This window comes from Pantoea sp. X-Soil-ISGK-355 (genome assembly GCF_059730805.1).
In genome coordinates, this window is record NZ_AP035971.1 from 2,298,499 (window position 1) to 2,321,838 (window position 23,340).

Here is a 23,340-nt window from a genome sequence, read left to right on the forward strand (position 1 = left end):
GAAGGAGAAAACATGTCCCGATTCACCGAGCAGAAACTCTACATCGATGGCGCTTATGTTGCCGCAGCGTCTGGCGAAACGTTCCAGACAATCAACCCGGTCAACGGCGAAGTCCTGGCAGAGGTTCATGCCGCCGGCCAGGAAGATGTCGATCGCGCCGTTGCTGCCGCCAGAAAAGGCCAGAAGGTCTGGGCGGCAATGACCGCCATGGAGCGCTCACGCATCCTGCGTCGCGCCGTCGACATCCTGCGCGAGCGTAATGATGAGCTGGCAGAGCTGGAAATGCTGGACACCGGTAAACCTTACAGCGAAACCTCAGCAGTCGATATCGTCACCGGTGCAGACGTGCTGGAGTACTACGCGGGTCTGGTTCCGGCGCTGGAGGGTCAGCAGATCCCACTGCGTGAAACCGCCTTTGTTTATACCCGCCGCGAACCGCTGGGCGTGGTCGCCGGTATCGGTGCCTGGAACTACCCGATTCAGATCGCCCTGTGGAAATCCGCACCCGCGCTGGCAGCGGGTAACGCGATGATTTTCAAACCCAGCGAAATGACTCCGCTTACTGCCCTGAAGCTGGCAGAAATCTACACCGAAGCGGGCCTGCCGGATGGCGTGTTTAACGTGCTGCCGGGCATCGGTTCGGTGACCGGTCAGTTGCTCACCGAGCATCCGGGCATCGACAAAGTCTCCTTTACCGGCGGCGTTGTCAGCGGCAAAAAAGTGATGGCGAATGCAGCGGGGTCAACGCTGAAAGAGGTCACTATGGAGCTGGGCGGTAAATCACCGCTGATCATATTTGATGATGCCGATCTCGATCTGGCCGCTGACATTGCCATGATGGCGAACTTCTACAGCTCCGGTCAGGTCTGCACCAACGGCACCCGCGTCTTTATCCCTGCAAAACTGCAGGCGGCGTTCGAGACCAAAATCAGCGAACGCGTTGCCCGTATTAAAGCAGGCGATCTGCGTGATCCGGCTACCAACTTTGGTCCGCTGGTCAGCTTCAGCCATCGCGACAACGTGATGCGCTACATCGAATCCGGCATTGCTGAAGGCGCACGCGTGCTGTGTGGCGGCAAACGTCTGACTGGTGGTGATTTCGACCAGGGTGCCTGGGTGGCCCCCACCGTGTTCACCGACTGCCGTGATGAGATGAAGATTGTCCGTGAAGAGATCTTCGGGCCGGTGATGTCGATCCTGAGCTATGAAAGTGAAGAAGAAGTGATCCGCCGCGCCAACGATACCGAGTTTGGTCTGGCCGCCGGACTGGTGACGCAGGACCTGAATAAAGCGCACCGCGTGATTCATCAGATCGAAGCCGGTATCTGCTGGATCAACACCTGGGGCGAGTCCGCCGCAGAGATGCCGGTGGGCGGCTACAAGCACTCCGGTATTGGCCGCGAGAATGGTCTGATGACGCTGCAGAGCTACACCCAGGTGAAGTCCGTGCAGGTTGAGCTGACGCGTTTTCAGTCAGTCTTTTAATCACTTAACCTGAGGAACGACGAATGGAATTTGATTACATTATTATTGGAGCCGGATCCGCAGGTAATGTTCTGGCGACCCGTCTTACCGAGGAAAGCAACGTGAGCGTCCTGTTGCTCGAAGCGGGCGGCCCGGATTACCGTTTTGATTTTCGTACACAGATGCCTGCGGCCCTTGCCTTCCCGCTGCAGGGAAAACGCTATAACTGGGCCTATGAGACTGAGCCAGAGCCTTACATGAACAACCGCCGCATGGAGTGTGGTCGCGGCAAAGGCCTGGGTGGTTCATCCCTGATTAACGGCATGTGTTACATCCGCGGCAACGCGATGGATCTGGACAACTGGGCCAGCGAGCCGGGACTGGAGAACTGGAGTTATCTGGACTGCCTGCCCTACTACCGTAAAGCGGAAACCCGTGATATCGGCCCGAACGATTTCCACGGCGGCGATGGCCCGGTTTGCGTGGCAACGCCGAAAGCGGGCAACAACGTGCTGTTTGAAGCGATGATTGAGGCGGGTGTACAGGCGGGTTATCCACGCACCGACGATCTGAATGGCTACCAGCAGGAAGGTTTTGGTCCGATGGATCGTACCGTGACGCCAAAGGGTCGTCGTTCCAGCACTGCCCGTGGCTATCTCGATATGGCCAAAGGTCGCCCCAACCTGAAGATCATTACGCATGCCACCACCGATCGCATCATCTTCGACGGCAAGCGCGCGGTTGGCGTGGAGTATCTGCAGGGCGACAGCAACACCATCAATAAAGTGACGGCTCGTCGTGAAGTGCTGCTGTGCGCGGGTGCTATCGCCTCGCCACAGATCCTGCAGCGTTCTGGCGTGGGTTCGCCTGAGCTGCTGAAGCAATTCGACATTCCGCTGGTGCACGACTTGCCGGGCGTGGGTGAAAACCTGCAGGACCATCTGGAGATGTATCTGCAGTATGAGTGTAAAGAGCCGGTTTCTATCTATCCGGCCCTGAAGTGGTGGAACCAGCCGAAAATCGGTGCAGAGTGGATGTTTAACGGCACCGGAATCGGTGCCAGCAACCAGTTTGAAGCAGGCGGCTTTATCCGCAGCCGCGAAGAGTTCAGCTGGCCGAACATTCAGTATCACTTCCTGCCGGTAGCAATTAACTACAACGGTTCTAACGCTGTTGATGCCCACGGCTTCCAGTGTCACGTCGGCTCTATGCGTTCGCCAAGCCGTGGTCATGTGCGCCTGAAGTCACGCGATCCGCGTCGTCATCCGGCTATTCTGTTCAACTACATGTCACATGAGCAGGACTGGCATGAGTTCCGCGATGCTATCCGCATTACGCGTCAGATAATCAATCAGCCAGCGCTGGATAAATATCGTGGCCGTGAAATCAGTCCGGGTCTGGATTGCCAGACGGATGAGCAGCTGGACGAGTTCGTGCGCAACCACGGCGAAACCGCCTATCATCCGTGCGGCACCTGTAAGATGGGTAACGACCCGATGGCCGTCGTGGATGGCGAAGGTCGTGTACATGGGCTGGAAGGTTTACGTGTCGTTGATGCGTCGATTATGCCGCTGATTATCACCGGTAACCTGAATGCCACCACTATCATGATTGGCGAGAAGATTGCCGATAAGATTCGTGGCCGCAATCCGCTGCCACGCAGCACCGCCACTTACTATGTCGCGGGTGATGCGCCGGTTCGCACCGTGCCGCAGCGCGCTGAGTGATTCGTGACGGTGTCACGTAACAAAAACCGGGCATTCTGTTGCCCGGTTTTTTTTTGCACTGTTTTACGAACTCGCGCTTCCCTACATACGTTTTAAAAAAAACTGATTTTTGAACCATCAAACCTCAACAGGAATCAAAAATAGCAGCATCTGCTGTTGATTTCATGATGTGCAGAATGGTATAAATCCGGCGTGTATTTCACCGGAGGCATTATCCGTCCACTGACGAGAAGCAACAATGTGGATGCGTTGTAAATTTTATGAGCAGAATGTTCATGTCACATCTTACCCCCACCTTCCTTTCTGGCTGGAACGTCGCCGATCAGCACTGGCGTAACGCCCTGTAGTCCCCTCACCACTTCGACACTGTTCTGAGTCTGCCCTGTGTACTGTGGCAGGTCGTCTTTTATCGTTGCTGGAGAGCACCCATGCGCGCCTGGGTTTTACTATCACTCGCTATTGTTACTGAAATTATTGGTACCCTTTTCATGAAATGGTCCAGCCTCATTGGCAGCCATTCAGGCTATCTCATGATGCTGGGCATGATCGCTTGTTCCTATATTCTGCTGAGTTTCGCCATCAAACGTATCGCCCTGGGTGTGGCTTATGCCCTATGGGAAGGGATTGGCATCATGCTGGTTACGTTATTCAGCGTACAACTATTTGGCGAAGCGCTGTCAGCGCTGAAAATCTGCGGTCTGGTAACGCTGATCGTCGGGATTGTGCTGATCAAGACTGGCACCCAATCATCAGCGGAGGTTAATCATGGTCATCGCTGATTTTATTCATGCCGTCTGGCTGGCACTTGCTATCGTGCTGGAGATTGCCGCCAACATATTCCTTAAATATTCTGATGGGTTTAAGAAACCGCTGTACGGTCTGCTATCACTCTGCTGTGTGCTGCTCGCTTTCAGCGCACTCGCTCAGGCGGTCAAAGGCATCGATCTGTCGATCGCCTATGCAGTCTGGGGCGGTTTTGGGATTATTGCCACTGTCGCGGCTGGATGGGTGTTGTTTGGCCAGCGACTAAACCGCAAAGGCTGGGCCGGTCTGACTCTTCTGCTGGCTGGCATGATCCTGTTAAAGCTGGCCTGATCGCTTATCTCAATCAGTAATTCTGGTTAAGGGTGTGCGCTTGTACACTCTTACCTTTGCGTGCCTTCCAGCCCTTGTGCAGTTGATTTCTTCCTAATCTCTATGCTCGGAATCCTCTTACTTTTGTAAAGGCCCGTTTACATATCTTTTGCCTTAAGGCTTAGTGAGCGCCAAAAGCCGGGTAAAAACGAGGAAAAGTTATGTCTGCAACACGAGGTTGGTCAACGGAGCTGGAAGGGTTACGCGGCATTGCCTCTCTCTGGGTACTGGTTGGCCATATCAGCTTACTGGTTCATTGCCATATCACACTAATTTCATCACCGGGCATCGGGGTCGACCTTTTTATTCTGTTATCGGGTTATCTGATGGCGAAAAACTACGTCGAGCGCCAGCAGAAAGAGCCATGGCAGAGCGCGGAGACGATTAAGAAGTTTTGGATCCGCCGCTTCTTCCGTATCGCCCCGCTCTACTATCTGCTGTTAATCATTGCCCTGATTTATGGCCCGTGGTTTGGTGAAATGCGTGACACCATTGCGCATTTTTATTCCGGCACCGCCACGGAGTCGTCGCGTTACAACGACCAGTCGCTGGCAAATATCCTGACTCACTTCAGCTTCCTGTTCGGCATGTTGCCCGAGTATGGGTTTAACACCGTGCTACCTGACTGGAGTATTGGGCTGGAGATGCAGTTCTATCTGCTGTTCCCGTTCATCATGCTGGTCACGCTGCGCTTTGGTTATGCCGCCTCCCTGATTGGCATCATGGCGCTCTGCTGCGCCGGTCGGTACGTGCTGGCCGATTATTATGAGGCGTTTGAGATGCCTTCGATGATCCTGATTAAGCTGAACATGTTCCTGGCAGGAATGCTGCTGGCCGAAGCAATTCGCCGTAAATCGCTGCTCTATGTCGGCTATGCGCTGCTCGGCCCGGTCGTCACCGTGGCGATTGGCATGGACGCGATTAAGCTGCAGGTGATAATGGAGGCGCTGATGATCGTCGGTATGACGGCGATTCTGTGGCAATACCCGCAGGGCAGCATGATGGCTCAGCTGATTGCCCTGCCGCGGAAACTTCTGAACAACCGACTCAGCACGTGGCTGGGCGACGTCTCGTTCTCGGTCTACCTGCTGCACCTGCTGATCGTGATCCCGCTGATCGCCCTGCTGCTCACTCATACTGACTTTGAGTTTAAGAGCGACATGATGCGTTTCCTGATTGTCTGCATATCTGCCATCCCGGTGACCTATGCGCTGGCCTCTTTACTCTATAAGTATGTTGAGAAGCCCGGCATTCAGATGGGTAAGCGCGTACTGAAGCCTAAGCTGGCCAATCAGACCAGCTAAGTTTCAGTCCACTCATTTCTTAAAAGCCCCTGTCTGGGGCTTTTTTATTGCCTCTGACACCGTTGATCAGCCCTGTACAGGCAATGATTAAGCGCCCTCGCCAGCACGCCTGCTGAGGTGAACTACACTTTCCCGGTTAGCAATCTGAAGCAAAGGAGAGAACATGAGCATTCAGCATCTGCTGCTATCCAGTGACGGTGGCGCGGTGATCATTGAAGCAGAACAACTCGAAAGTGAGCTGGTTATCCCGCCCCATCTGCAGACCCTGAGCGGCGGTGAAGCTGACAGCGATACCGGCCATCGAGTGGCGGTAACAAAGCACTACTGCAAGGGACGCTATTATGCGGTTGCCCTTGATCGCCACGCGGCCAGCAATGAAATCGATGACGTAATTGACCTGCTGCATCCTGCCCCGCTTGATTAGCCTTTATCGGCCACGGTGCGTTTAAGGTCAGGTTCCGCTGAGAGTCCGGCAAAAGAACGGCCTGTTAAGGCATTATCGCCACGCGGCATTACTATTTTCAGAAGAGGAAAAGCATCATGGAAAAGAAGAAGTGGTTTGTTTCCTACGTCATTAAGCCAAAAGGTGAAAATCATGTTACGACGCATGCCTTTATTGAAGGTGATGATGTTGAGGAGGCGCTTGAGACCTTTATGTTCGAAACCAAAAAAAGCCTGTCGCTGGAAACTGAAGAACTGACGCTGCTGTCGGTAAGTCTGGTGTAACCTCTGATTAACCTCGCGATAGCGGGGTTTATCCCTTTCGAGAGGGAAAGGTTATCTATTTATATTATTTATAATTTCCCTGGTGCCGCACTCAGTTACTTAGTGGGATAAGGCCAGGCGTGATCCATGCCCGTCGATGACATCAGACCGGTCACAGCCAGATACGCCAGCATCAGGACAAACAGTACAATTGCAGCAATTTCAATGGATTTAAGTAAGTGATGCTTCGCCATAAATAACCCTCCTTCGGTTGTGTGTAATCATGCCTTCCCCTCATAAACTATAATGTTACCGGTAAAGTGCAAGCGAAAATCACACAATGAAACATAAAGCCGTGCTTATTAATGTTTGTGGGGAATACGCGTTAAGGCCTTCACGTGGCAGGACCAGGCGCTGCAGACATAAAAAAGCCCGCAATGCGCGGGCCTTAGTAACGCTCAGTTGGGTTCTAACTGGCAGGCTGACCGGTAAAGTCGATAACCATCCTGCCGCGGATTTTGCCGTGAATCATCTCATCGAAGATGGCATTGACCTCACCAATCTTCCTTTTGGTCACTTTCGGCACCACCTTGCCTTCTGCCGCAAACTGGAAAGCTTCCGCCAGATCGTTGCGCGTTCCGACCAGCGATCCCACCACCTGGATGCCATCAAGCACCAGTCGCGGGATATTCAGGCTCATTGCTTCCGGCGGCAGTCCGACTGCTACGACCCGACCTCCGGCTCTGACCGCGTCCACCGCTGAATTAAAGGCCGCTTTGGCGACGGCTGTGACCACAGCAGCATGTGCCCCACCGGTCTTCTCCTGAATAAAGCGTGCCGCATCTTCGCTGGCAGAGTTAACGACCAGATCGGCTCCCATCTCTTTCGCCAGCGCCAGCTGTCCATCACTGACATCAATCGCAATCACTTTGGCGTTGAAGACGTTTTTCGCATACTGCAGAGCGAGATTACCCAGCCCACCAAGGCCATAAATCGCCAGCCACTGTCCCGGTTTGACCTCTGATACTTTTACCGCTTTGTAGGTAGTGACACCGGCACAGGTAACGCTACTGGCGGCAAAGGGATCAAGTCCGTCGGGAACTTTGACCGAGTAGTCAGCAACGACGATACACTCTTCAGCCATGCCGCCATCGGCGGTAAAACCGGCATTGATGACGTCCCTGCAGAGCGTTTCATTACCGGAGTTACAGTATTCACAGTGTCCGCAGCCCTTGAAGAACCAGGCAACGCTGGCGCGATCGCCCGGCTTGAGCGAGGTGACATCTGGCGCGACTTCCTCAACGATACCGATCCCTTCATGACCCAGCGTTACACCGGTCTTATCACCAAAATCACCGTTCTTCACATGTAAATCGGTATGGCATACACCACAGCATTCCATCCTGAGCCGCGCTTCGCCGGTTTTGAGAGGACGTAGCGTCTTCTCAACCACTTCAACCTGGTGTTCACTATTAGCAATTGCCGCTTTCATAAACGTTCCTCCATTTGATTGGAGGTTAAGAATAAGCCAAACCGCGGTGATGACAAGATGACAGGTAAGCTTTGGGTGCTTGCTGCGGGAGTTGTTGTGGCTTTTGCGAGTGGGGTCGGTTTTTTAGGTGAAGCCGCGGGATTGTGTTTAGCGGCAACGCTTCGTCAGGCTTGAGTTTTCTGTCGGGGACAAATAAAGCGCGCTTACGGTACGATTTTAGTCAGGTAAAGATTGCCCGTTAAAAGGGGCAATAAAGCCCCTTGTCGCTTCAGATGATTTCGTACTATTTGCTCAAACGCGTCTTAAGAGTGCCAGCGGTGGATGCCACTGTCAGCGGGTGGCGGCCCCATATGCTGAGCGGCACTATCCGGCGCTGGTGGTGGTCCCATATGCTGAGAAGCATTGTTTACTGGCGAAGCAGGTCCGGCGTGCTGACTCCAGCTGGCGTCATTATGATGGTTTTCATGATGACGATGCCAGTCAGAAGATGGGCCACGATGATGACCACCATCAGCCATCACACAACCTGACGTTGCGGCACTCGCTAACGCTACAATTACACATGGGATAACTTTTTTTAAGAACATAACAGATCCTGATTGAATATCACCGGGGCAGGTTACGACTGAGTTTTTATACGTTGGGTAAACATGGTGAGGGGTTTGGGGAGGATGTTGGAAGAGGTTGATTGAGGTCAATTTTAGGTAGGATTGTGTTCCTTAAAGGCTATTCTCTGCTGTTGGGCTGCTAGTTAAGCGAGAGTGTCACCAGAAACTTACTGAACCTAAGATGAGGTTTGGTACTATTTCTTTTCTGACTTCCTCTGATGTTTAGCTATACATGAACAAACGCTAAATCCCTTTTTTCTCTGGTTGATGGGACACTCTAGCCCCATCAACTTACAAATCTTAAAGATTTGCGCCTGCTACGCAACGTGACCAGCATCGGAACCGTGTCGGCCCTCAATCTTGATAGCCCTTTATGCCGTGTTGTTACCTGAAAACACAATCAACTGGCTGAGCACCGGTGCGGATAAAACCCGCTCATGGAATGCGCCGTCAGTGGGCGAACAAGTTCTTGTTCTGTGTCTGGGCGGTGAACTTGATACCGGCTTTATGCTGTCAGATATTTTATCTGACAACACCCCGGCCTATGCTTTGCACTGGTCATTTCATGACGGCGCGGTGATCGAGTACGAGCCGGGAAACTGGCCTACTGGCCGAAACCGGCAAACAAACGGCCATCATCAAGACGGCGTTAAAAATCCTGTTCGACCTGGCTGAAGTGGAATACAAAACGCTGCGAAAATTGCGCAGCTGGAAGTCACCCAAGGCTGCACGCTGACCGATCTTGAGCACATATGGCAGTGAGTGCGAGTGGCCGTGTTCAAGCGTGAGCATAACGTTGATGCGGATAATTATGTATTACATCCACTTCGCGCCCGCTCATCCTGAGGATGCAATTCGCTGGCGTTCCTGGCGAAGAAAAATGGCGACAAAGTGGCGGGTAAAATTCCAGCAGAATAGAAATCCAGGTAACAGAATGGGTTTTAACTGGTTGATTTAGGTATTAAATTTTTTAAATTCCAGCCAAAAAAAGACCGAATACGATTCCTATATTCGGTCCAGGGAAATGGCTCTCAGGGAGCCGTGCGCTAAAAGTTGGCATTTATGAAGGCGATGTCGCCTTGCAATTTAAGGTTAGAACAGCGCGGTGGAAATGCCAGCAAACGCGGGGATCAGGGCCATAAAGTGGATCAGTTTGTGATCGCAACGGCAAAAAATCGGAGATTGGGCGCAGCGCGAGGCTGCACCCGAGAGGTTTATTTACCGCACAGCGCCTGGGTGCGCTCAATAATCGGCTGCAGGCTCATCATCTGGCCCGGATGCGCTTTGTCTTCGGCCTGAATCACGCTGATCGGCTGCGCTTTCACCTGCTTGTTTTTGAACAGCTGGTCGGCGATGTCGTTCAGCGGATATTGCATCAGTGTGCTCGGGTTGATGGCAAACATTGCTCCATCTTTCTCGCAGGTCAGCATCACCTCTTCACGGTTAAACGGCCACTTCTCTTTACCGATCTCAAAGCGGCTGACGGTAATGATTTGTGTCGCCAGCGCCTGGCCGCATACGGATAACAACAGGATTGCGGGGATCACTTTCTTCAGCAACATAACTACCCTTTTCTCTCTTAAACCACATTCAGGCTGGCGACAGCGTGGCAAATACGCTCACCAGCCCAACCACTCCACACGCCAGCAGCAGTTCAAGCTGCGTCATGCGAATAAATTTTTGCTGCGTGCCGCTGCCCGCCAGGCGGAAACGCGGCACCAGCCAGTATCGGTTAATCAGCGCCACCAGCACCATCAGGGCAACCAGCAGCATTTTGCACAGCAACAATATAATGTAGCGTGAATCGTGCCACATCAGTGGCCAGCCTGCGATCATCACGCTGTTTATCACGCCGCTCAGCAGCGTTAACGCCACCGCCAGATGACCGTAGCGCGAAAACCGCATCATGGTACGAATCGCGTCGGTGCGGCGATCAATCTGGCGCGCCTCGCGCATCAACAGCAGCAAGGGCAATAATCCCCCCACCCAAAACGCCGCCGCAATCAGATGCATTGCCTGGCTGATCTGCTGAAGCAGACCGGGCACTCCATCGCGCATTGCGGCGTGACCAATCAGGGCCATGCAGGACAGTTGCAGCACGCCTGCCAGCAGTAACACCTGCTGGCGCAGCTTTCCGGTCAGTAATAGCGCGAAAATGCCCATGACGCCGAAAATGATTTCCCACTGCCACACCGCACCAAAATGTGTGCCGAGCACCGCCAGCCAGATGTCGGTATCGGCCAGATTGGTACTGTCGCCGCTCATCAGCACATTCTGACAGGCCAGCATCAATAGCGCACTCAGCAGCGCCAGCCAGGCGCTCCCCTTCACCAGCGGGTTTAACCGTAACGCCAGCAGGAGTCGATAGCGTCTGGGTGCCAGCAGCGCGCTGTAACAGGCGCTGCCGGTCAGCAGCATCACGGCAGCGAAATGCAGTCCGCGCAGCAGGATCCAGAAGGTGTTCACCGGGTTACTTCACGCTGAAGCGATAGCTTCCTGCAGTTTTATGTCCATCCACTGACAGCACATGCCAGTTAACCTGATAACTCCCCGCTTTCAGCGGCTGAGGAAGACCGACAATCAGGCGATTTTTCTGGTCAGACTCAACGCGGGCTTTGGCGGTCGCGACCGGCTTCTGTTCACTGTCCAGCAACGTAACGCCGCTGAAGGCCGCTTCAATATCTTCACTGAAGTTCAGCGTCAGCGCATCGGGGGATGTCGTCACCTGCGCTTTGGCTGACGGGATAGAAGTCTGGAGATGCGCATGCGCGGCGGCCAGCGAGCTGAATGCCATCAGTCCTGCTGTCGCCAGCGCAATAACCATGCGGGAAATGGGTTTTTTCTGCATAATATCATCCTTTTAACCGCCGCCAGGGCGAAAAACGTGGCAAAAGGATACGCTGCTGCATTTGCACTGTCGAGGCCAGCGATGCGATCCTTATCCTTGATTCAGACCGCCGAAAACATTACTTTTGCCGGCTATCGTCAGGAGAATATTATGAGCCATAACCTTGCCGTGCTGTCCCAGGAAGAGAAAGACAAGATCAATGTCGATTTGGCGGCAGCGGGCGTGGCGTTCAAAGAGCGCTATAACATGCCGGTCGTCGCCGAAATGGTGGCGCAGGAGCAGCCCGAAGCGCTGCGTGACTGGTTTCGTCAGCGTCTGATGCAATACCGCCAGGCGTCACTCAGCCTGTCGCGCCTTCCTTATGAACCGAAGATGAAGCAATGATGTTTCGCGTTATCGATACCGAAACCTGCGGTCTGCAGGGCGGCGTGGTGGAAGTCGCGTCCGTGGATGTGGTCAACGGTCAGATTGTGAATCCGATGAGCGATCTCACCCTGCCCGACCGCCCTATCAGCCGTCAGGCGATGGCGGTGCATCGCATCACCGAAGCGATGGTCGCCGGTAAACCGACGATTGAAGAGGCGATCCCGCGCTATTACGGCAGTGCTTTCTACGTGGCGCATAACGCCAGCTTTGATCGCCGGATGCTGCCGGAGATGTACGGTGAATGGATCTGCACCATGCAGCTGGCGCGCCAGCTCTGGCCGGGCATTAAATATGGCAACCAGGCACTGCGTCATTCGCTGAAGCTGGATGTGACGCCGCCTGCTGACCTGCATGCCCACCGCGCACTCTATGACTGCTATGTCACAGCGGCGCTGCTGATTCGCATTATGGAGGTCTCCGGCTGGGGGGCCTCCGAGATGATTGTGCGTTCACAACCAGCGGCCCAGCGCGACGATATTCTGCCGTTCGGCAAATACCGCGGCCAGGCGATTGCAGTGATTGCGAGAAAGGATCCGAGCTACCTGAAGTGGGTGCTGAATAATGTTAGCGATCTGCGCCCGCCATTACGGCAGGCGCTGAATAAGTACCTGTCGGAGTCTCAGTAGTCCTGAGCTGGCGGCAGGGTACCCTGTGCCAGTCCGAGCAGGAAGGTGTACTCCATCGCGATGCCCTCGTAGGCTTTGTAACGCCCCGACTTCCCGCCGTGACCGGAATCCATATCGGTGCAGAGCAGCAGCAGGTTGTTATCGGTTTTCATCGCTCTCAGCTTCGCCACCCACTTGGCCGGTTCCCAGTACTGCACCTGTGAGTCATGCAGGCCGGTCGTGACCAGCAGGTGGGGATACGTTTTCGCCTCAATGTTGTCATAGGGGCTGTACTGGCGGATGTAGTAGTAATATTCCTGATCGTTGGGGTTACCCCACTCGTCATATTCACCCGTGGTCAGCGGAATTGACTCATCCAGCATGGTGGTGACCACATCCACAAACGGCACCTGCGCCACGACGCCGTGGAACCGCTGAGGCGCCAGATTAATCACGCCACCCATCAGCAGGCCGCCTGCACTGCCCCCCATCGCATAGAGCCGTTCCGGGTGGCCGATGCCGCGCGCCACCAGCGCATCCGTGACATCAATAAAGTCGGTAAAGCTGTTCATTTTGTTCAGCAGGCGACCGCCGTCATACCATTGCTGCCCCAGCTCACCGCCGCCGCGCACCTGTATCAGCGCATAGACAAAGCCGCGATCCAGCAGGCTCAGACGGCTGACGCTAAAATCGGCATCCATGCTGCTGCCGTAGGCACCATAGCCATAGACCAGCATCGGGTTCTGACCGGGCTGATAATGTTTGCGGTGATAGACCAGCGACACCGGCACTTCAGTGCCATCGCTGACTTTAATCCAGTGGTGCTCACTTTTGTAATCTTCCGCGTTGAAGCCTTTAACCTGGCTCTGCTTCAGGATGCGGCGTTCGCCGGTATCCATGTCCAGTTCAAACAGCGTGGTCGGCGTGGTCATCGACGAATAGCCGTAGCGCAGTTTGCTGGTACGCGGCGTCGGATTATAGGCCAGCCAGGTCACATAGGTGGGATCGTCAAAGGCGATGCCGCTGGTTTCGCCGCTGGCCCAGTTAATCTGACGCAGGCTGGTTAAACCGCGCTGGCGCTCCTCAACCACCAGCCAGTCGCGGAATAGCTGGAAATCCTCCATCACCACCTGTTCCCGCGCCGGGATGAGTGTTTCCCAGCGTGACTCATCCAGATAACGACTGCGGTAGAGACCGAAGTTTTTGCCTTCGCGGTTTGAGCGAATGAAGAACTGATGATCGTAATGGTCGATGCTGTATTCATGGTCGCGACGGCGCGGCAGAAAGACATGTGGCTGCGCATCGGGGAAGTTCGCATCGATAAGCTGAATTTCACTGGTGTTGGTGCTGTAGAGCGCAATCATGATGAACTGCTTAGAGGTGCTCTTGTGCACGCTGAGATGGTAAGTGTCATCCTGCTCTTCGTAGACGAGCTTGTCCTCCGACTGCGGCATCCCCAGTTCATGTCGCCACACCTGATAAGAGAGCAGCGTCTGCGGATGTTTCCGCACATAGTATATCGTGCGCGAGTCGTTGCCCCAGGCGAAGCTGGATGAGGCGTTACTCAGCACTTCAGGATACCAGCTGCCACTCTCCAGGTTGCGGAACCGGATGCCGTACTGGCGTCGCGACAGGAAATCTTCGGCCAGCGCCATCACCCGGTTATCGGGGCTGATGTGCAGCGCGCCCATCGTGTAAAAATCGCTGTGCGAGGCGCGCTGGTTAGCATCCAGCAGCAGGCTCCACTCGCCAGACTCCTCGCTTGCTGCCGGTTGACGGTAATAAGCCGGATATTCGTTACCACTCTGATAGCGGCTCTGATAGCGATAACCGTTTTTCACATAGGGCACAGAGTGATCTTCCGGCGGCAGTCGATCGATAATCTCTTTTAAAACCCGGTCCTGCAGCGGCTGCTGCGATGACATGATTTTTTTGCCGTAATTGTTTTCGGCACGCAGGTAATCAAGAACCTCGCTGTTTTCGCGTTTGTCGTCGCGCAGCCAGTAGTAGTCGTCAACGCGCGTCTCACCATGCAGCGTCATCTCATGGGGAATTTTTTTTGCGATGGGTGCTTTCATCCATCCGTCTCCGTGAACGTAATGATCTGTAAGCGTAACACTTCAGCCGTGGGAAGCCAGGTATGACGAGAGAAGCTGCCGCTGACGAATCACGTTCTGTGACCTGCCAGCGGACGTTTGAAAGGATTAACCGGCGGGCAGACGGGCTTTTTCAGCCTCCAGATCCTGCTGGATGCCGTCACGCACATCCTGAGGAATTTTCAGCGCGTCGCCCAGCGCGGAGAGATAGCTGCGTTCCATAAAGTGATCGACGTCAATAGCGGCACAGCTCAGGAAGTAAAGCTCCAGCGCCTCTTCCTCATTTTTCACATCGGCGGCCAGCCACTGCGGATCCAGCGGGCGGTTCATCGCTTTCTGAATGAGCTGCTCTGCATCCTGGCCGTAACCGGACTGATGAATATTCTGCTCAATAGCTGCCCGCTCCTGATCGTCGATGTGTCCGTCACTTTTAGCGGCAAACACCAGCGCCGTGACCAGACGTTCAGCGCGCTGATCGACTGGCGTCTGGGCCACGCCAAAGTCAGGTTCATTCTGGTGCGCTTCGCTGACCCGCTGCTTGTATTTGTTCCACAGCAACGCTCCTGCGGTCGCACCACCACCAATAATCAGCGCTTTACCGCCATATTTTGTCAGCAGTTTGCGTGAAGACTTACTGGAGACAAGCATTGCGGCCAGACCGCCCAGCGCACCCGGCGCCAGCATGTCACTTAAGCCGCTGCCCGATTTGCTTTCACCGCCCTTCTTAGTCAGTACCGACTGAATCTGTTGCAACCAGTTGTTCATCATCCACTCCTTTTTGAGATGTCAGCCCGCTATCCTGACCAAAAGGATGTCAGGAAACGTCAGAGCGGGAAAAGTACGGCAAACGGCGGTGTCGTATGGACGAAAGATGAGAACGCAAACGTTTTCGTTTATACTTGCGCGCGAATTTTGACTGCTTAGAGGAATGTATGACGACTCTCGGAACAGCGCTGCGTCCGGCGGCGACGCGCGTAATGCTATTGGGTTCAGGTGAACTGGGTAAAGAGGTGGCGCTGGAGTGTCAGCGTCTGGGTGTGGAAGTCATCGCAGTTGATCGTTACGCCGATGCCCCGGCGATGCATGTCGCCCATCGCAGTCATGTGATTAATATGCTGGATGGCGCAGCGCTGGCTGCGCTGATTGCCGAAGAGAAGCCAGACTTTGTGGTGCCGGAAATTGAAGCCATCGCTACAGATACACTGGTTGAGCTGGAGCAGCAGGGCCAGCGCGTGGTTCCGACCGCCCGCGCCGCAAAGCTGACTATGAATCGTGAAGGCATTCGTCGCCTTGCGGCTGAAGAGCTGGCGTTGCCGACCTCAAGCTATCGCTTTGCCGACAGCAAAGCGCGTTTTGATGAAGCCACAACCGAAATCGGCTTCCCGTGCATTGTAAAGCCGGTGATGAGTTCATCCGGCAAAGGTCAGAGCTTTATCCGCGACGTCAGTCAGCTTGAGAAAGCCTGGGATTATGCGCAACAGGGTGGCCGCGCCGGTGCCGGTCGCGTCATCGTCGAAGGCGTTGTTAACTTCGATTTTGAGATCACCCTGCTGACCATCAGCGCGGTCGACGGGATTCACTTCTGTGCGCCGATTGGTCACCGTCAGGAGGATGGCGATTATCGTGAATCCTGGCAGCCACAGCAGATGAGTGAACTGGCGCTGCAGCGAGCGCAGGATGTTGCCGCGCAGGTGGTGAAGGCGCTGGGCGGCTATGGCCTGTTTGGCGTTGAGCTATTTGTCTGCGGTGATGAGGTGGTGTTCAGTGAAGTATCACCTCGTCCTCATGATACCGGCATGGTGACGCTGATTTCACAGGATTTGTCAGAGTTTGCGCTGCACGTACGGGCGTTCCTGGGTCTGCCGATTGGCGGGATTCGTCAGTATGGTCCATCGGCATCTGCCGTTATCCTGCCGCAACTGACCAGCCAGAATGTGCAGTTTGTGAATGTCGAAGCAGCACTGGGGGCCGGTCTGCAGCTGCGGCTGTTCGGGAAGCCGGAGATCAGCGGGCAGCGTCGTCTTGGCGTTGCGCTGGCCAGCGGTGACAGCACCACGCAGGCGATTGCGCGTGCAGTGGCCAGCGCAGCGGCGGTTACGGTTCAGGGGTAAATTTGTGCGGTGAGCAGACGCTCACCGCCATTACTTACTTCGCGCCTTCGACAGCTTCGCGTGCCAGGCGGGTGATGCGATCCCAGTCGCCCGTTTCCAGGGCGTCGTTGGGTACCAGCCAGGAGCCGCCGATGCACAGCACGCTTTTCAGCGCCAGGTAGTCACGGTAGTTGGCGGGAGAGATGCCGCCGGTCGGACAGAAACGTACCTGCGGAAAAGGTCCGCCAATCGCCTGCAGCGCTTTCACGCCGCCATTCGCTTCTGCCGGGAAAAACTTAAACTCGCGCAGACCATAGTCCATACCGGTCATTAACTCTGAAACGGTGCTGATGCCCGGAATCAACGGAATCGGCCCTTCAACCGCCGCTTTCAGCAGCGATTCTGTTACGCCAGGACTGATAACAAACTGCGCACCGGCATCGGTCACTTCCTGTAACTGCTGCGGATTAATCACCGTTCCTGCCCCGACGATCGCATCCGGCACTTCTTTGATCATCGCACGCAGTGCATCCATCGCTACGGGCGTGCGCAGCGTCACTTCCAGCACTCTGACACCGCCTGCCACCAGCGCTTTCGCCATCGGCACAGCGTGTTCCAGTTTGTTCACCACGATTACCGGCACGACAGGTCCGGTGGTCAGAATCTGTTCAGCACTCGTTTTCCAGTTTTTCATCAGTTCCCCTTGCTTGATAACACCGGGATTGTGGCCCGGTCATGGAGCATCGGCTCCTGCCCTGTAATTTGCGTCACTACCATACATGATCCGCTTCCTGAGCGTCTATCCTCCTGCGCCGATTTTGAAACAGCAGTTCAGTTTTATTCATATCCGCTGGCCCGGTTTAAAGGCGAAAAAAAAGCCCGCATTGCGGGCTGTAACTGCAGATGAAACCAGGTTTCGTATTTGCCTGGCCGCAATGTCTTAGTTTAAGGCGCAGGGAACACGGGCAGAGGAGGAAAGCGTCCCGCGCCATGGACGGCGCGGGCCGAGCGGCCAGGGATTGGCTCAAGCGCCTTTCCGATCTGACCGTGTTCCTTTCGCAGTCACAGTCTTACAACAGACCGGGCTGATATAATCACCCATCTCACCACCGCGTTACGGGCTTCATCGTCACTTCAGTTATTCAAACTCGTTCCATGAGCGGCCATCGCGGGTGATCATCGCCACCGAGGCTACCGGGCCCCAGGTGCCGGCCTGATACGGCTTGGAAGAGTCACCATCCGCCGCCCAGGCTTCAATAATGGAATCGACATAGGTCCATGCGGCTTCAACTTCATCGCGACGCACAAACAGCGCCTGGATACCGCGCATGCTCTCCAGCAGCAGACGCTCGTAAGCATCGGCAAGGTGCGACTGGTTGAACGTCTCGGAGTAGCTCAGATCCAGCTTGGTGGTCTGCAGCTTGTGCTTGTGATCGAGGCCTGGCACTTTGTTCAGGATCTCGATATCCACGCCCTCGTCCGGTTGCAGACGAATGGTCAGCTTGTTCTGCGGCAGCTCTGAGTAGGAATCTTTGAACAGGTTCATCTCAGGGTTTTTAAAGTAGACCACGACTTCGGAACACTTGGTCGGTAAACGCTTGCCGGTACGCAGGTAGAACGGCACGCCTGCCCAGCGCCAGTTATCGATATCGACACGAATTGCGACGAAAGTCTCCGTAGCGCTCGTTTTATTGGCACCCTCTTCTTCCAGGTAGCCTGGCACTTTTTTACCCTGTACAAAGCCCGCAGTGTACTGACCGCGTACGGTTTTCTCACGCACGTTGGTCTGGTCGATGCGGCGCAGCGAGCGCAGCACTTTAACTTTTTCGTCACGGATGCTGTCGGCGCTAAGATCGGACGGCGGCGACATGGCGATCATGGTCAGAATCTGCAAAAGGTGGTTCTGAATCATGTCACGCATCTGACCCGCTTTATCGAAGTAACCCCAGCGGCCTTCGATACCCACCTCTTCGGCCACCGTGATCTGCACGTGGTCGATGGTGCGGTTATCCCAGTTGTTCACGAAGATAGAGTTCGCAAAGCGCAGCGCCAGCAGGTTAAGCACGGTCTCTTTGCCGAGATAGTGGTCGATACGGAACACCTGGCTCTCATCGAAGTATTCACCAACGCTGTCGTTGATCTCCTGCGAGGTTTCCAGTGAGGTACCCAGCGGCTTCTCCATCACGACACGCGCCGGTTTCGCATTCAGCTTCGCGGTGCCCAGTCCCTGACAGATCGCGCCAAAGGTGCTCGGCGGCATCGCGAAGTAGTTAATGGTGGTGCGGTTTTTCTGGTCCAGCATCTTGCCCAGTTTCGGGAAGTGCGTGGTGTCATTAACATCGAGGTTGCAGAAGTCGAGACGATTGCTGAGTTTGTCCCACAGCGCTTCGTCAATCTTCTCCTTCATGAAGGTTTCCAGCGCTTCACGTACCACTTTGGTGTATTCCGCTTTGTCCCACTCGGCACGGCCGACACCAATAATGCGGGTTTCCTCGTGGATCTGACCCGCTTTCTCTAACTGGTACAGTGAAGGCAACAGTTTACGGCGTGCAAGATCGCCTTTGGCACCGAAAATCACCAGATCGCATGCCTGGGCTGTTTGTGTTACCGCCATTTTCCTCTCCTCGTTGCAGGATAGTCCGGTGGTGATGCATCCTCTGCCACCGGGTCCAGGTTATTATTTTCTTTCAGCACAATGTACTTTTTTCCCCGCGCCAGGTAAACCGACTCGCCGGGTCAACCGCATTAACTCTGTACCGGATACGCTGAGCGCGTGTGATGACACGTGCGGATTGCCGGTTTTTTCTGTGTCTGCTGGTGTCAGGAAAATCTGGCATCGGTCAAAGTATCCCAAAAAAAAGCGCTATCGGCTTGTCAGCCGTTGCGCTCGCCGGATGCTGGCGCGATATAGTCGCTGTTAATCGCCTCCTGCGACAGTGATAATTGAAATTGATAAAAGTGATAATGGTTATCGGCTTATGAATATGCTGGAAAAAATTGAAGCGCAGTTTGCTGCGCTGAGCAAAGCGGAACAGAAAGTCGCCCGGCAGATTCTGGCTGCACCCCAGGCGGCAATGCACTCCAGCATTGCGACGCTGGCAGGCGTTGCCGGCGTGAGTGAGCCCACCGTAAATCGCTTCTGCCATCACCTTGGCGCACGCGGCTTTCCTGACTTTAAACTGCAACTGGCGCAGAGTCTGGTGAAAAGCAGCAGTTGGGTCAGCCGGGGCGTGGAGGATGACGACAGTGTGGAGAACTACAGCCACAAGATCTTCGACTCGGCGCTGGCTGGACTGCAGCGTGTGCGGGATCAACTAAACAGCACGCAGTTGCAACAGGCCGTCACCCTGCTTGCGCAGGCCGACAAACTCGCCTTTTTCGGGCTGGGAGCGTCCGCAGTCGTGGCGCATGATGCCTTTACCAAATTTCTGCGCTTTAATCTGCCGGTGATCTGGTCGGACGATATTGTGATCCAGCGCATGAGTTGCATAAATAGTCGAGCCGGTGACGTTTTTGTTCTCATTTCGCATACTGGACGCACAAAAAATATGGTAGAACTGGCTCGCCTGGCCCGTGTAAACGGTTCCACCGTTATTGCCATCACCTCTCCCGATTCACCCCTTGCCCATGAAGCAGCGATAGCTTTAGTGCTTGATGTACCGGAAGATACGGATGTCTATTTGCCGATGGTGTCGCGCCTGGCGCAGTTAACCGTGATCGATGTGCTGGCGACCGGTTTTACCCTGGAACGGGGAGCTCCCTTCCGGGAAAACCTGAAACGCGTGAAAGAGGCGTTGAAAGCGTCGCGTTACGAAAAGAACACCATTCGGGAAGAGAGTGATCAGCAAAAAAATTAACATCACATTTACAATGTGAGTCGTATCACAACCCGTCGATCATATAGAATAGATAACCATGCTGTGTCCACAGACCCGGACACGCTTAAATGTTTACGGAGTCCTCGATGTCAAGACGTCTCAGAAGAACCAAAATCGTAACAACCCTCGGCCCGGCTACCGATCGTGATAATAACCTCGAAAAAATCATCGCTGCCGGTGCGAATGTTGTACGACTCAACTTCTCTCACGGCACCGCAGAAGACCATCAGCTACGTGCCGATAAAGTGCGTGAGATTGCCGCAAAGCTGGGCCGCCACGTGGCTATTCTTGGTGACCTCCAGGGTCCAAAAATTCGTGTTTCGACCTTCAAAGAAGGCAAAGTTTTCCTGAATATTGGCGACCGTTTTCTGCTGGATGCGAGCCTGGGTAAAGGCGAAGGCGATAAAGAGCGCGTCGGTATCGACTACAAAGGTCTGCCTGAAGATGTGGTGCCGGGCGATATCCTGCTGCTGGATGATGGTCGCGTGCAGCTGAAGGTGCTGGAAGTTCAGGATACGAAAGTCTTCACCGAGGTCACCGTGGGTGGCCCGCTGTCGAACAACAAAGGCATTAACAAGCTGGGTGGCGGCCTGTCAGCTGAAGCGCTGACCGAAAAAGACAAGGCAGACATCATCACCGCCGCTAAGATCCGCGTCGATTATCTGGCTGTCTCTTTCCCACGCTGTGGCGAAGATATGAACCTGGCGCGTCGTCTGGCGCGTGAAGCGGGTTGTGACGCTAAGCTGGTCGCTAAAGTGGAACGTGCCGAAGCGGTCGCCAGTCAGGAAGCGATGGATGACATCATTCTGGCCTCAGACGTGGTGATGGTTGCGCGTGGCGACCTGGGCGTTGAGATTGGCGATCCGGAACTGGTCGGCATTCAGAAAGCATTGATTCGTCGTGCCCGTCAGCTTAACCGCACCATCATTACGGCGACGCAGATGATGGAGTCGATGATCACGAACCCGATGCCAACTCGCGCAGAAGTGATGGACGTGGCTAACGCCGTACTGGATGGCACCGATGCTGTGATGCTCTCTGCGGAAACCGCAGCGGGTCAGTATCCAGCGGAAACCGTCTCAGCGATGGCGAAGGTCTGCCTGGGCGCGGAGAAAATCCCAAGCGTCAACGTCTCCAAGCACCGTCTGGATGTGCAGTTCGACAACGTCGAAGAAGCGATCGCCATGTCTTCCATGTACGCCGCAAACCATCTGCAGGGTGTCACCGCGATCATTACCATGACCGAGTCGGGCCGTACTCCACTGATGACCTCACGTATCACGTCGGGCCTGCCGATTTTTGCGATGTCGCGCCATGAGCGCACGCTGAATCTTACCGCGCTCTATCGCGGTGTGACGCCGGTGTTCTTCGACAGTAACAACGACGGTGTCGCGGCCGCACACGACGCGGTTAATCTGCTGCGCGATAAAGGTTTCCTGGTTTCCGGCGATCTGGTCATCGTGACGCAGGGTGATGTAATGGGCGCCACCGGCACCACCAATACGACTCGTGTGCTGCGCGTGGATTAATTGCGCCCGCGTTGACATTGTCGGTGTAGAATCAACGACGCGACTGCCTGGCAGTCGCGTTTTTCTTTTCTGACAAGGAGGCAAGATGCCCCGTTTCCAGCCCATCAGCCAGCTTACAGGCCGAATTTTACTTTTTCCTCTGGCGTTAGTGCTGTTCGAGTTTGCGACCTATATCGCTCACGACATGATTCAGCCCGGCATGCTGATCGTCACCAGCGAGTTTTCTGTTGGCCCGGAATGGGTTTCTACATCGCTGACCGCTTACCTGATTGGTGGCGTGGTGCTGCAATGGCTGCTGGGTCCACTCTCCGATAAGTTTGGCCGGCGACCCGTGATGCTGTCCGGCATTCTGTTTTTTGCCGTCGCCTGTATGCTCACGCACTGGGTCAGTTCGATTGAAGAATTTGTCAGCCTGCGCTTTATTCAGGGCATCAGTCTCTGCTTTATTGGCGCAGTCGGCTATGCCGCGATTCAGGAAGCCTTTGATGAGGCGCTGGCGGTGCGCATAATGGCGCTGATGGCCAACGTCGCGCTGATGGCTCCGCTGGCAGGCCCATTGGCCGGTGCCGCCTGGCTCACCGTGGGCAGCTGGCGCAGTATGTTCTGGCTGTTTGCCGCCTGCAGCCTCGTTGCGTTTGTGGTGTTGTGGCGTGTGATGCCTGAAACCGCCGGCGATCGCAGTCACTCCATTGCCCTGCCCAATCTGGCGCGCAACTATGGCCGACTAATGAAAGACCGTCTGGTGATGTTCGGATCTTTTGCTATCGGACTGGTGTTTATTCCGATCCTCACCTGGGTTGCTCTGTCGCCGGTGATCCTGATGCATGACGAAGGTCTTTCTCGCATGCAGTATGCCCTGCTGCAATTGCCGGTGTTTCTGGCGATGATCGCCGGTAACCTGACGCTGAGTAAGCTGGCCGGACGCGTGCCGATTGAACAGCCGGTGAAGTTCGCCGCCTGGCCGATTCTGATTGGTCTGAGCCTGGCGTTGGTGGCAAGCCTGCTCAACAGTCACGGTTATCTGCTGATTACGGCAGGCCTGAGTCTCTACGCTTTTGGTGCGGGAATGGTGAATGCCGGACTCTATCGCCTGACGCTCTACGCCAGCGATGAAGGCAAAGGCAGCGTGGCGGCCATGCTGGGAATGATTAGCATTCTGACGCTGGCGGTGGGGATTGAGCTGGCGAAAAGTGGCTACTTCAGCGGCGGCACGTTGTGGTTCTGTCTGATCAACTTTATCAGTGGCGTGTTATGGTTTGGTCTCGTCACCCTGTTTATGCGCGAGCGTAAACGTCGCAGCAGGCTGGAAGCGTTATAAACAGGCAGCCCAGCCACAGGTTTGCCCTGAGCAGGCAGCTTAGAAGCTCAAAGCGACGGGCGCATACTGCTGTAGCCAATGATTAAGAAATAAGAAAAGGCCGCTTTCGCGGCCTT

At 54.9% G+C, this 23,340-nt stretch carries 24 protein-coding genes; 14 read left to right on the top strand and 10 right to left on the bottom strand.

What is annotated here, in order from left to right:
- Positions 1-12 precede the first annotated feature (12 nt).
- The 7 genes from betB (at position 13) to AC6I8J_RS10675 (ending at position 6,355) form a co-directional block, all read left to right on the top strand.
- Positions 13-1,485, top strand: a complete 1,473-nt coding sequence (gene betB, locus AC6I8J_RS10645) for a betaine-aldehyde dehydrogenase (RefSeq protein WP_497825344.1) — start codon at positions 13-15, stop codon at positions 1,483-1,485.
- A 23-nt stretch (positions 1,486-1,508) separates the two neighbouring features.
- Positions 1,509-3,191 (top strand): choline dehydrogenase, encoded by a 1,683-nt coding sequence (betA, locus tag AC6I8J_RS10650; RefSeq protein WP_161733097.1) that lies wholly within the window; start codon positions 1,509-1,511, stop codon positions 3,189-3,191.
- 428 nt (positions 3,192-3,619) lie between these two features.
- Positions 3,620-3,970 carry a multidrug/spermidine efflux SMR transporter subunit MdtJ gene (gene mdtJ / locus AC6I8J_RS10655; RefSeq protein ID WP_497825345.1) on the top strand — a complete coding sequence of 117 codons (351 nt, stop codon included), beginning with the start codon at positions 3,620-3,622 and terminating at the stop codon, positions 3,968-3,970.
- Positions 3,957-4,286, top strand: a complete 330-nt coding sequence (gene mdtI / locus AC6I8J_RS10660) for a multidrug/spermidine efflux SMR transporter subunit MdtI (RefSeq protein ID WP_161733099.1) — start codon at positions 3,957-3,959, stop codon at positions 4,284-4,286. Before mdtJ ends, mdtI begins: the two co-directional genes overlap by 14 nt.
- A 200-nt stretch (positions 4,287-4,486) precedes the next feature.
- Positions 4,487-5,629 carry an acyltransferase family protein gene (locus AC6I8J_RS10665; RefSeq protein WP_222925378.1) on the top strand — a complete coding sequence of 381 codons (1,143 nt, stop codon included), beginning with the start codon at positions 4,487-4,489 and terminating at the stop codon, positions 5,627-5,629.
- Between the two features lie 163 nt (positions 5,630-5,792).
- Positions 5,793-6,053 (top strand): hypothetical protein, encoded by a 261-nt coding sequence (locus tag AC6I8J_RS10670; protein ID WP_013358126.1) that lies wholly within the window; start codon positions 5,793-5,795, stop codon positions 6,051-6,053.
- Positions 6,054-6,169: 116 nt separating this feature from the next.
- A complete protein-coding gene (locus AC6I8J_RS10675; protein ID WP_150015032.1) occupies positions 6,170-6,355 on the top strand; it encodes a hypothetical protein in 186 nt (61 codons plus the stop codon).
- 95 nt (positions 6,356-6,450) lie between these two features.
- On the opposite strand, the gene AC6I8J_RS10680 is transcribed toward AC6I8J_RS10675, so the two are convergent.
- The 3 genes from AC6I8J_RS10680 to AC6I8J_RS10690 all read right to left on the bottom strand — a co-directional run bounded on the left by AC6I8J_RS10680 (position 6,451) and on the right by AC6I8J_RS10690 (position 8,413).
- Positions 6,451-6,588 (bottom strand): hypothetical protein, encoded by a 138-nt coding sequence (locus tag AC6I8J_RS10680; protein WP_497825346.1) that lies wholly within the window; start codon positions 6,586-6,588, stop codon positions 6,451-6,453.
- 215 nt (positions 6,589-6,803) lie between these two features.
- Positions 6,804-7,826, bottom strand: coding sequence for an alcohol dehydrogenase AdhP (adhP, locus tag AC6I8J_RS10685; protein WP_161733103.1), 1,023 nt, complete (start codon positions 7,824-7,826; stop codon positions 6,804-6,806).
- A 302-nt stretch (positions 7,827-8,128) separates the two neighbouring features.
- Positions 8,129-8,413 (bottom strand): hypothetical protein, encoded by a 285-nt coding sequence (locus tag AC6I8J_RS10690; RefSeq protein WP_202604893.1) that lies wholly within the window; start codon positions 8,411-8,413, stop codon positions 8,129-8,131.
- Positions 8,414-8,794: 381 nt separating this feature from the next.
- On the opposite strand from AC6I8J_RS10690, the gene AC6I8J_RS10695 reads away from it, so the two are divergent.
- On the top strand, positions 8,795-9,109 hold the full coding sequence (locus AC6I8J_RS10695; RefSeq protein WP_497825347.1) for a phage baseplate assembly protein V: 315 nt from the start codon (positions 8,795-8,797) through the stop codon (positions 9,107-9,109).
- A 539-nt stretch (positions 9,110-9,648) separates the two neighbouring features.
- Here AC6I8J_RS10695 and AC6I8J_RS10700 read toward each other — a convergent pair.
- The 3 genes from AC6I8J_RS10700 to copC are packed head-to-tail and all read right to left on the bottom strand — an operon-like array spanning position 9,649 to position 11,282.
- Positions 9,649-9,996, bottom strand: coding sequence for a YebY family protein (locus AC6I8J_RS10700; RefSeq protein ID WP_161733105.1), 348 nt, complete (start codon positions 9,994-9,996; stop codon positions 9,649-9,651).
- Between the two features lie 28 nt (positions 9,997-10,024).
- Positions 10,025-10,900 (bottom strand): copper homeostasis membrane protein CopD, encoded by an 876-nt coding sequence (gene copD, locus AC6I8J_RS10705; RefSeq protein ID WP_161733107.1) that lies wholly within the window; start codon positions 10,898-10,900, stop codon positions 10,025-10,027.
- Positions 10,901-10,904: 4 nt separating this feature from the next.
- Positions 10,905-11,282 (bottom strand): copper homeostasis periplasmic binding protein CopC, encoded by a 378-nt coding sequence (gene copC, locus AC6I8J_RS10710; RefSeq protein ID WP_161733109.1) that lies wholly within the window; start codon positions 11,280-11,282, stop codon positions 10,905-10,907.
- Positions 11,283-11,432: 150 nt separating this feature from the next.
- Between copC and AC6I8J_RS10715 the strand changes: the two genes are divergently transcribed.
- Both AC6I8J_RS10715 and exoX read left to right on the top strand, forming a co-directional pair.
- Positions 11,433-11,666, top strand: coding sequence for a DNA polymerase III subunit theta (locus tag AC6I8J_RS10715; protein ID WP_033733020.1), 234 nt, complete (start codon positions 11,433-11,435; stop codon positions 11,664-11,666).
- Positions 11,666-12,334 carry an exodeoxyribonuclease X gene (gene exoX, locus AC6I8J_RS10720; RefSeq protein ID WP_161733186.1) on the top strand — a complete coding sequence of 223 codons (669 nt, stop codon included), beginning with the start codon at positions 11,666-11,668 and terminating at the stop codon, positions 12,332-12,334. Before AC6I8J_RS10715 ends, exoX begins: the two co-directional genes overlap by 1 nt.
- On the opposite strand, the gene AC6I8J_RS10725 is transcribed toward exoX, so the two are convergent.
- Positions 12,328-14,391, bottom strand: coding sequence for a prolyl oligopeptidase family serine peptidase (locus AC6I8J_RS10725; protein ID WP_497825348.1), 2,064 nt, complete (start codon positions 14,389-14,391; stop codon positions 12,328-12,330). The genes exoX and AC6I8J_RS10725 overlap by 7 nt on opposite strands.
- A 126-nt stretch (positions 14,392-14,517) precedes the next feature.
- The gene (locus tag AC6I8J_RS10730; protein ID WP_161733188.1) at positions 14,518-15,174 is read right to left on the bottom strand and encodes a tellurite resistance TerB family protein; all 657 of its coding nucleotides are present in this window, start codon (positions 15,172-15,174) and stop codon (positions 14,518-14,520) included.
- 167 nt (positions 15,175-15,341) lie between these two features.
- Here AC6I8J_RS10730 and purT point away from each other — a divergent pair, with 167 nt between their 5' ends.
- A complete protein-coding gene (gene purT / locus AC6I8J_RS10735; protein WP_161733114.1) occupies positions 15,342-16,520 on the top strand; it encodes a formate-dependent phosphoribosylglycinamide formyltransferase in 1,179 nt (392 codons plus the stop codon).
- A gap of 34 nt (positions 16,521-16,554) precedes the next feature.
- Here purT and AC6I8J_RS10740 read toward each other — a convergent pair whose 3' ends face one another.
- The gene (locus tag AC6I8J_RS10740) at positions 16,555-17,193 is read right to left on the bottom strand and encodes a bifunctional 4-hydroxy-2-oxoglutarate aldolase/2-dehydro-3-deoxy-phosphogluconate aldolase (protein WP_497825349.1); all 639 of its coding nucleotides are present in this window, start codon (positions 17,191-17,193) and stop codon (positions 16,555-16,557) included.
- Between the two features lie 444 nt (positions 17,194-17,637).
- Positions 17,638-19,113 (bottom strand): glucose-6-phosphate dehydrogenase, encoded by a 1,476-nt coding sequence (zwf, locus tag AC6I8J_RS10745; protein WP_033732917.1) that lies wholly within the window; start codon positions 19,111-19,113, stop codon positions 17,638-17,640.
- Between the two features lie 364 nt (positions 19,114-19,477).
- Here zwf and AC6I8J_RS10750 point away from each other — a divergent pair, with 364 nt between their 5' ends.
- The 3 genes from AC6I8J_RS10750 (at position 19,478) to AC6I8J_RS10760 (ending at position 23,224) form a co-directional block, all read left to right on the top strand.
- A complete protein-coding gene (locus AC6I8J_RS10750) occupies positions 19,478-20,356 on the top strand; it encodes a MurR/RpiR family transcriptional regulator (RefSeq protein ID WP_202604894.1) in 879 nt (292 codons plus the stop codon).
- A 107-nt stretch (positions 20,357-20,463) separates the two neighbouring features.
- Entirely contained in the window at positions 20,464-21,906 is a 1,443-nt protein-coding gene (gene pyk, locus AC6I8J_RS10755) for a pyruvate kinase (protein ID WP_161733116.1), read from the top strand.
- An 85-nt stretch (positions 21,907-21,991) separates the two neighbouring features.
- A complete protein-coding gene (locus AC6I8J_RS10760; RefSeq protein ID WP_260058385.1) occupies positions 21,992-23,224 on the top strand; it encodes an MFS transporter in 1,233 nt (410 codons plus the stop codon).
- The last annotated feature ends 116 nt before the right edge of the window (positions 23,225-23,340 follow it).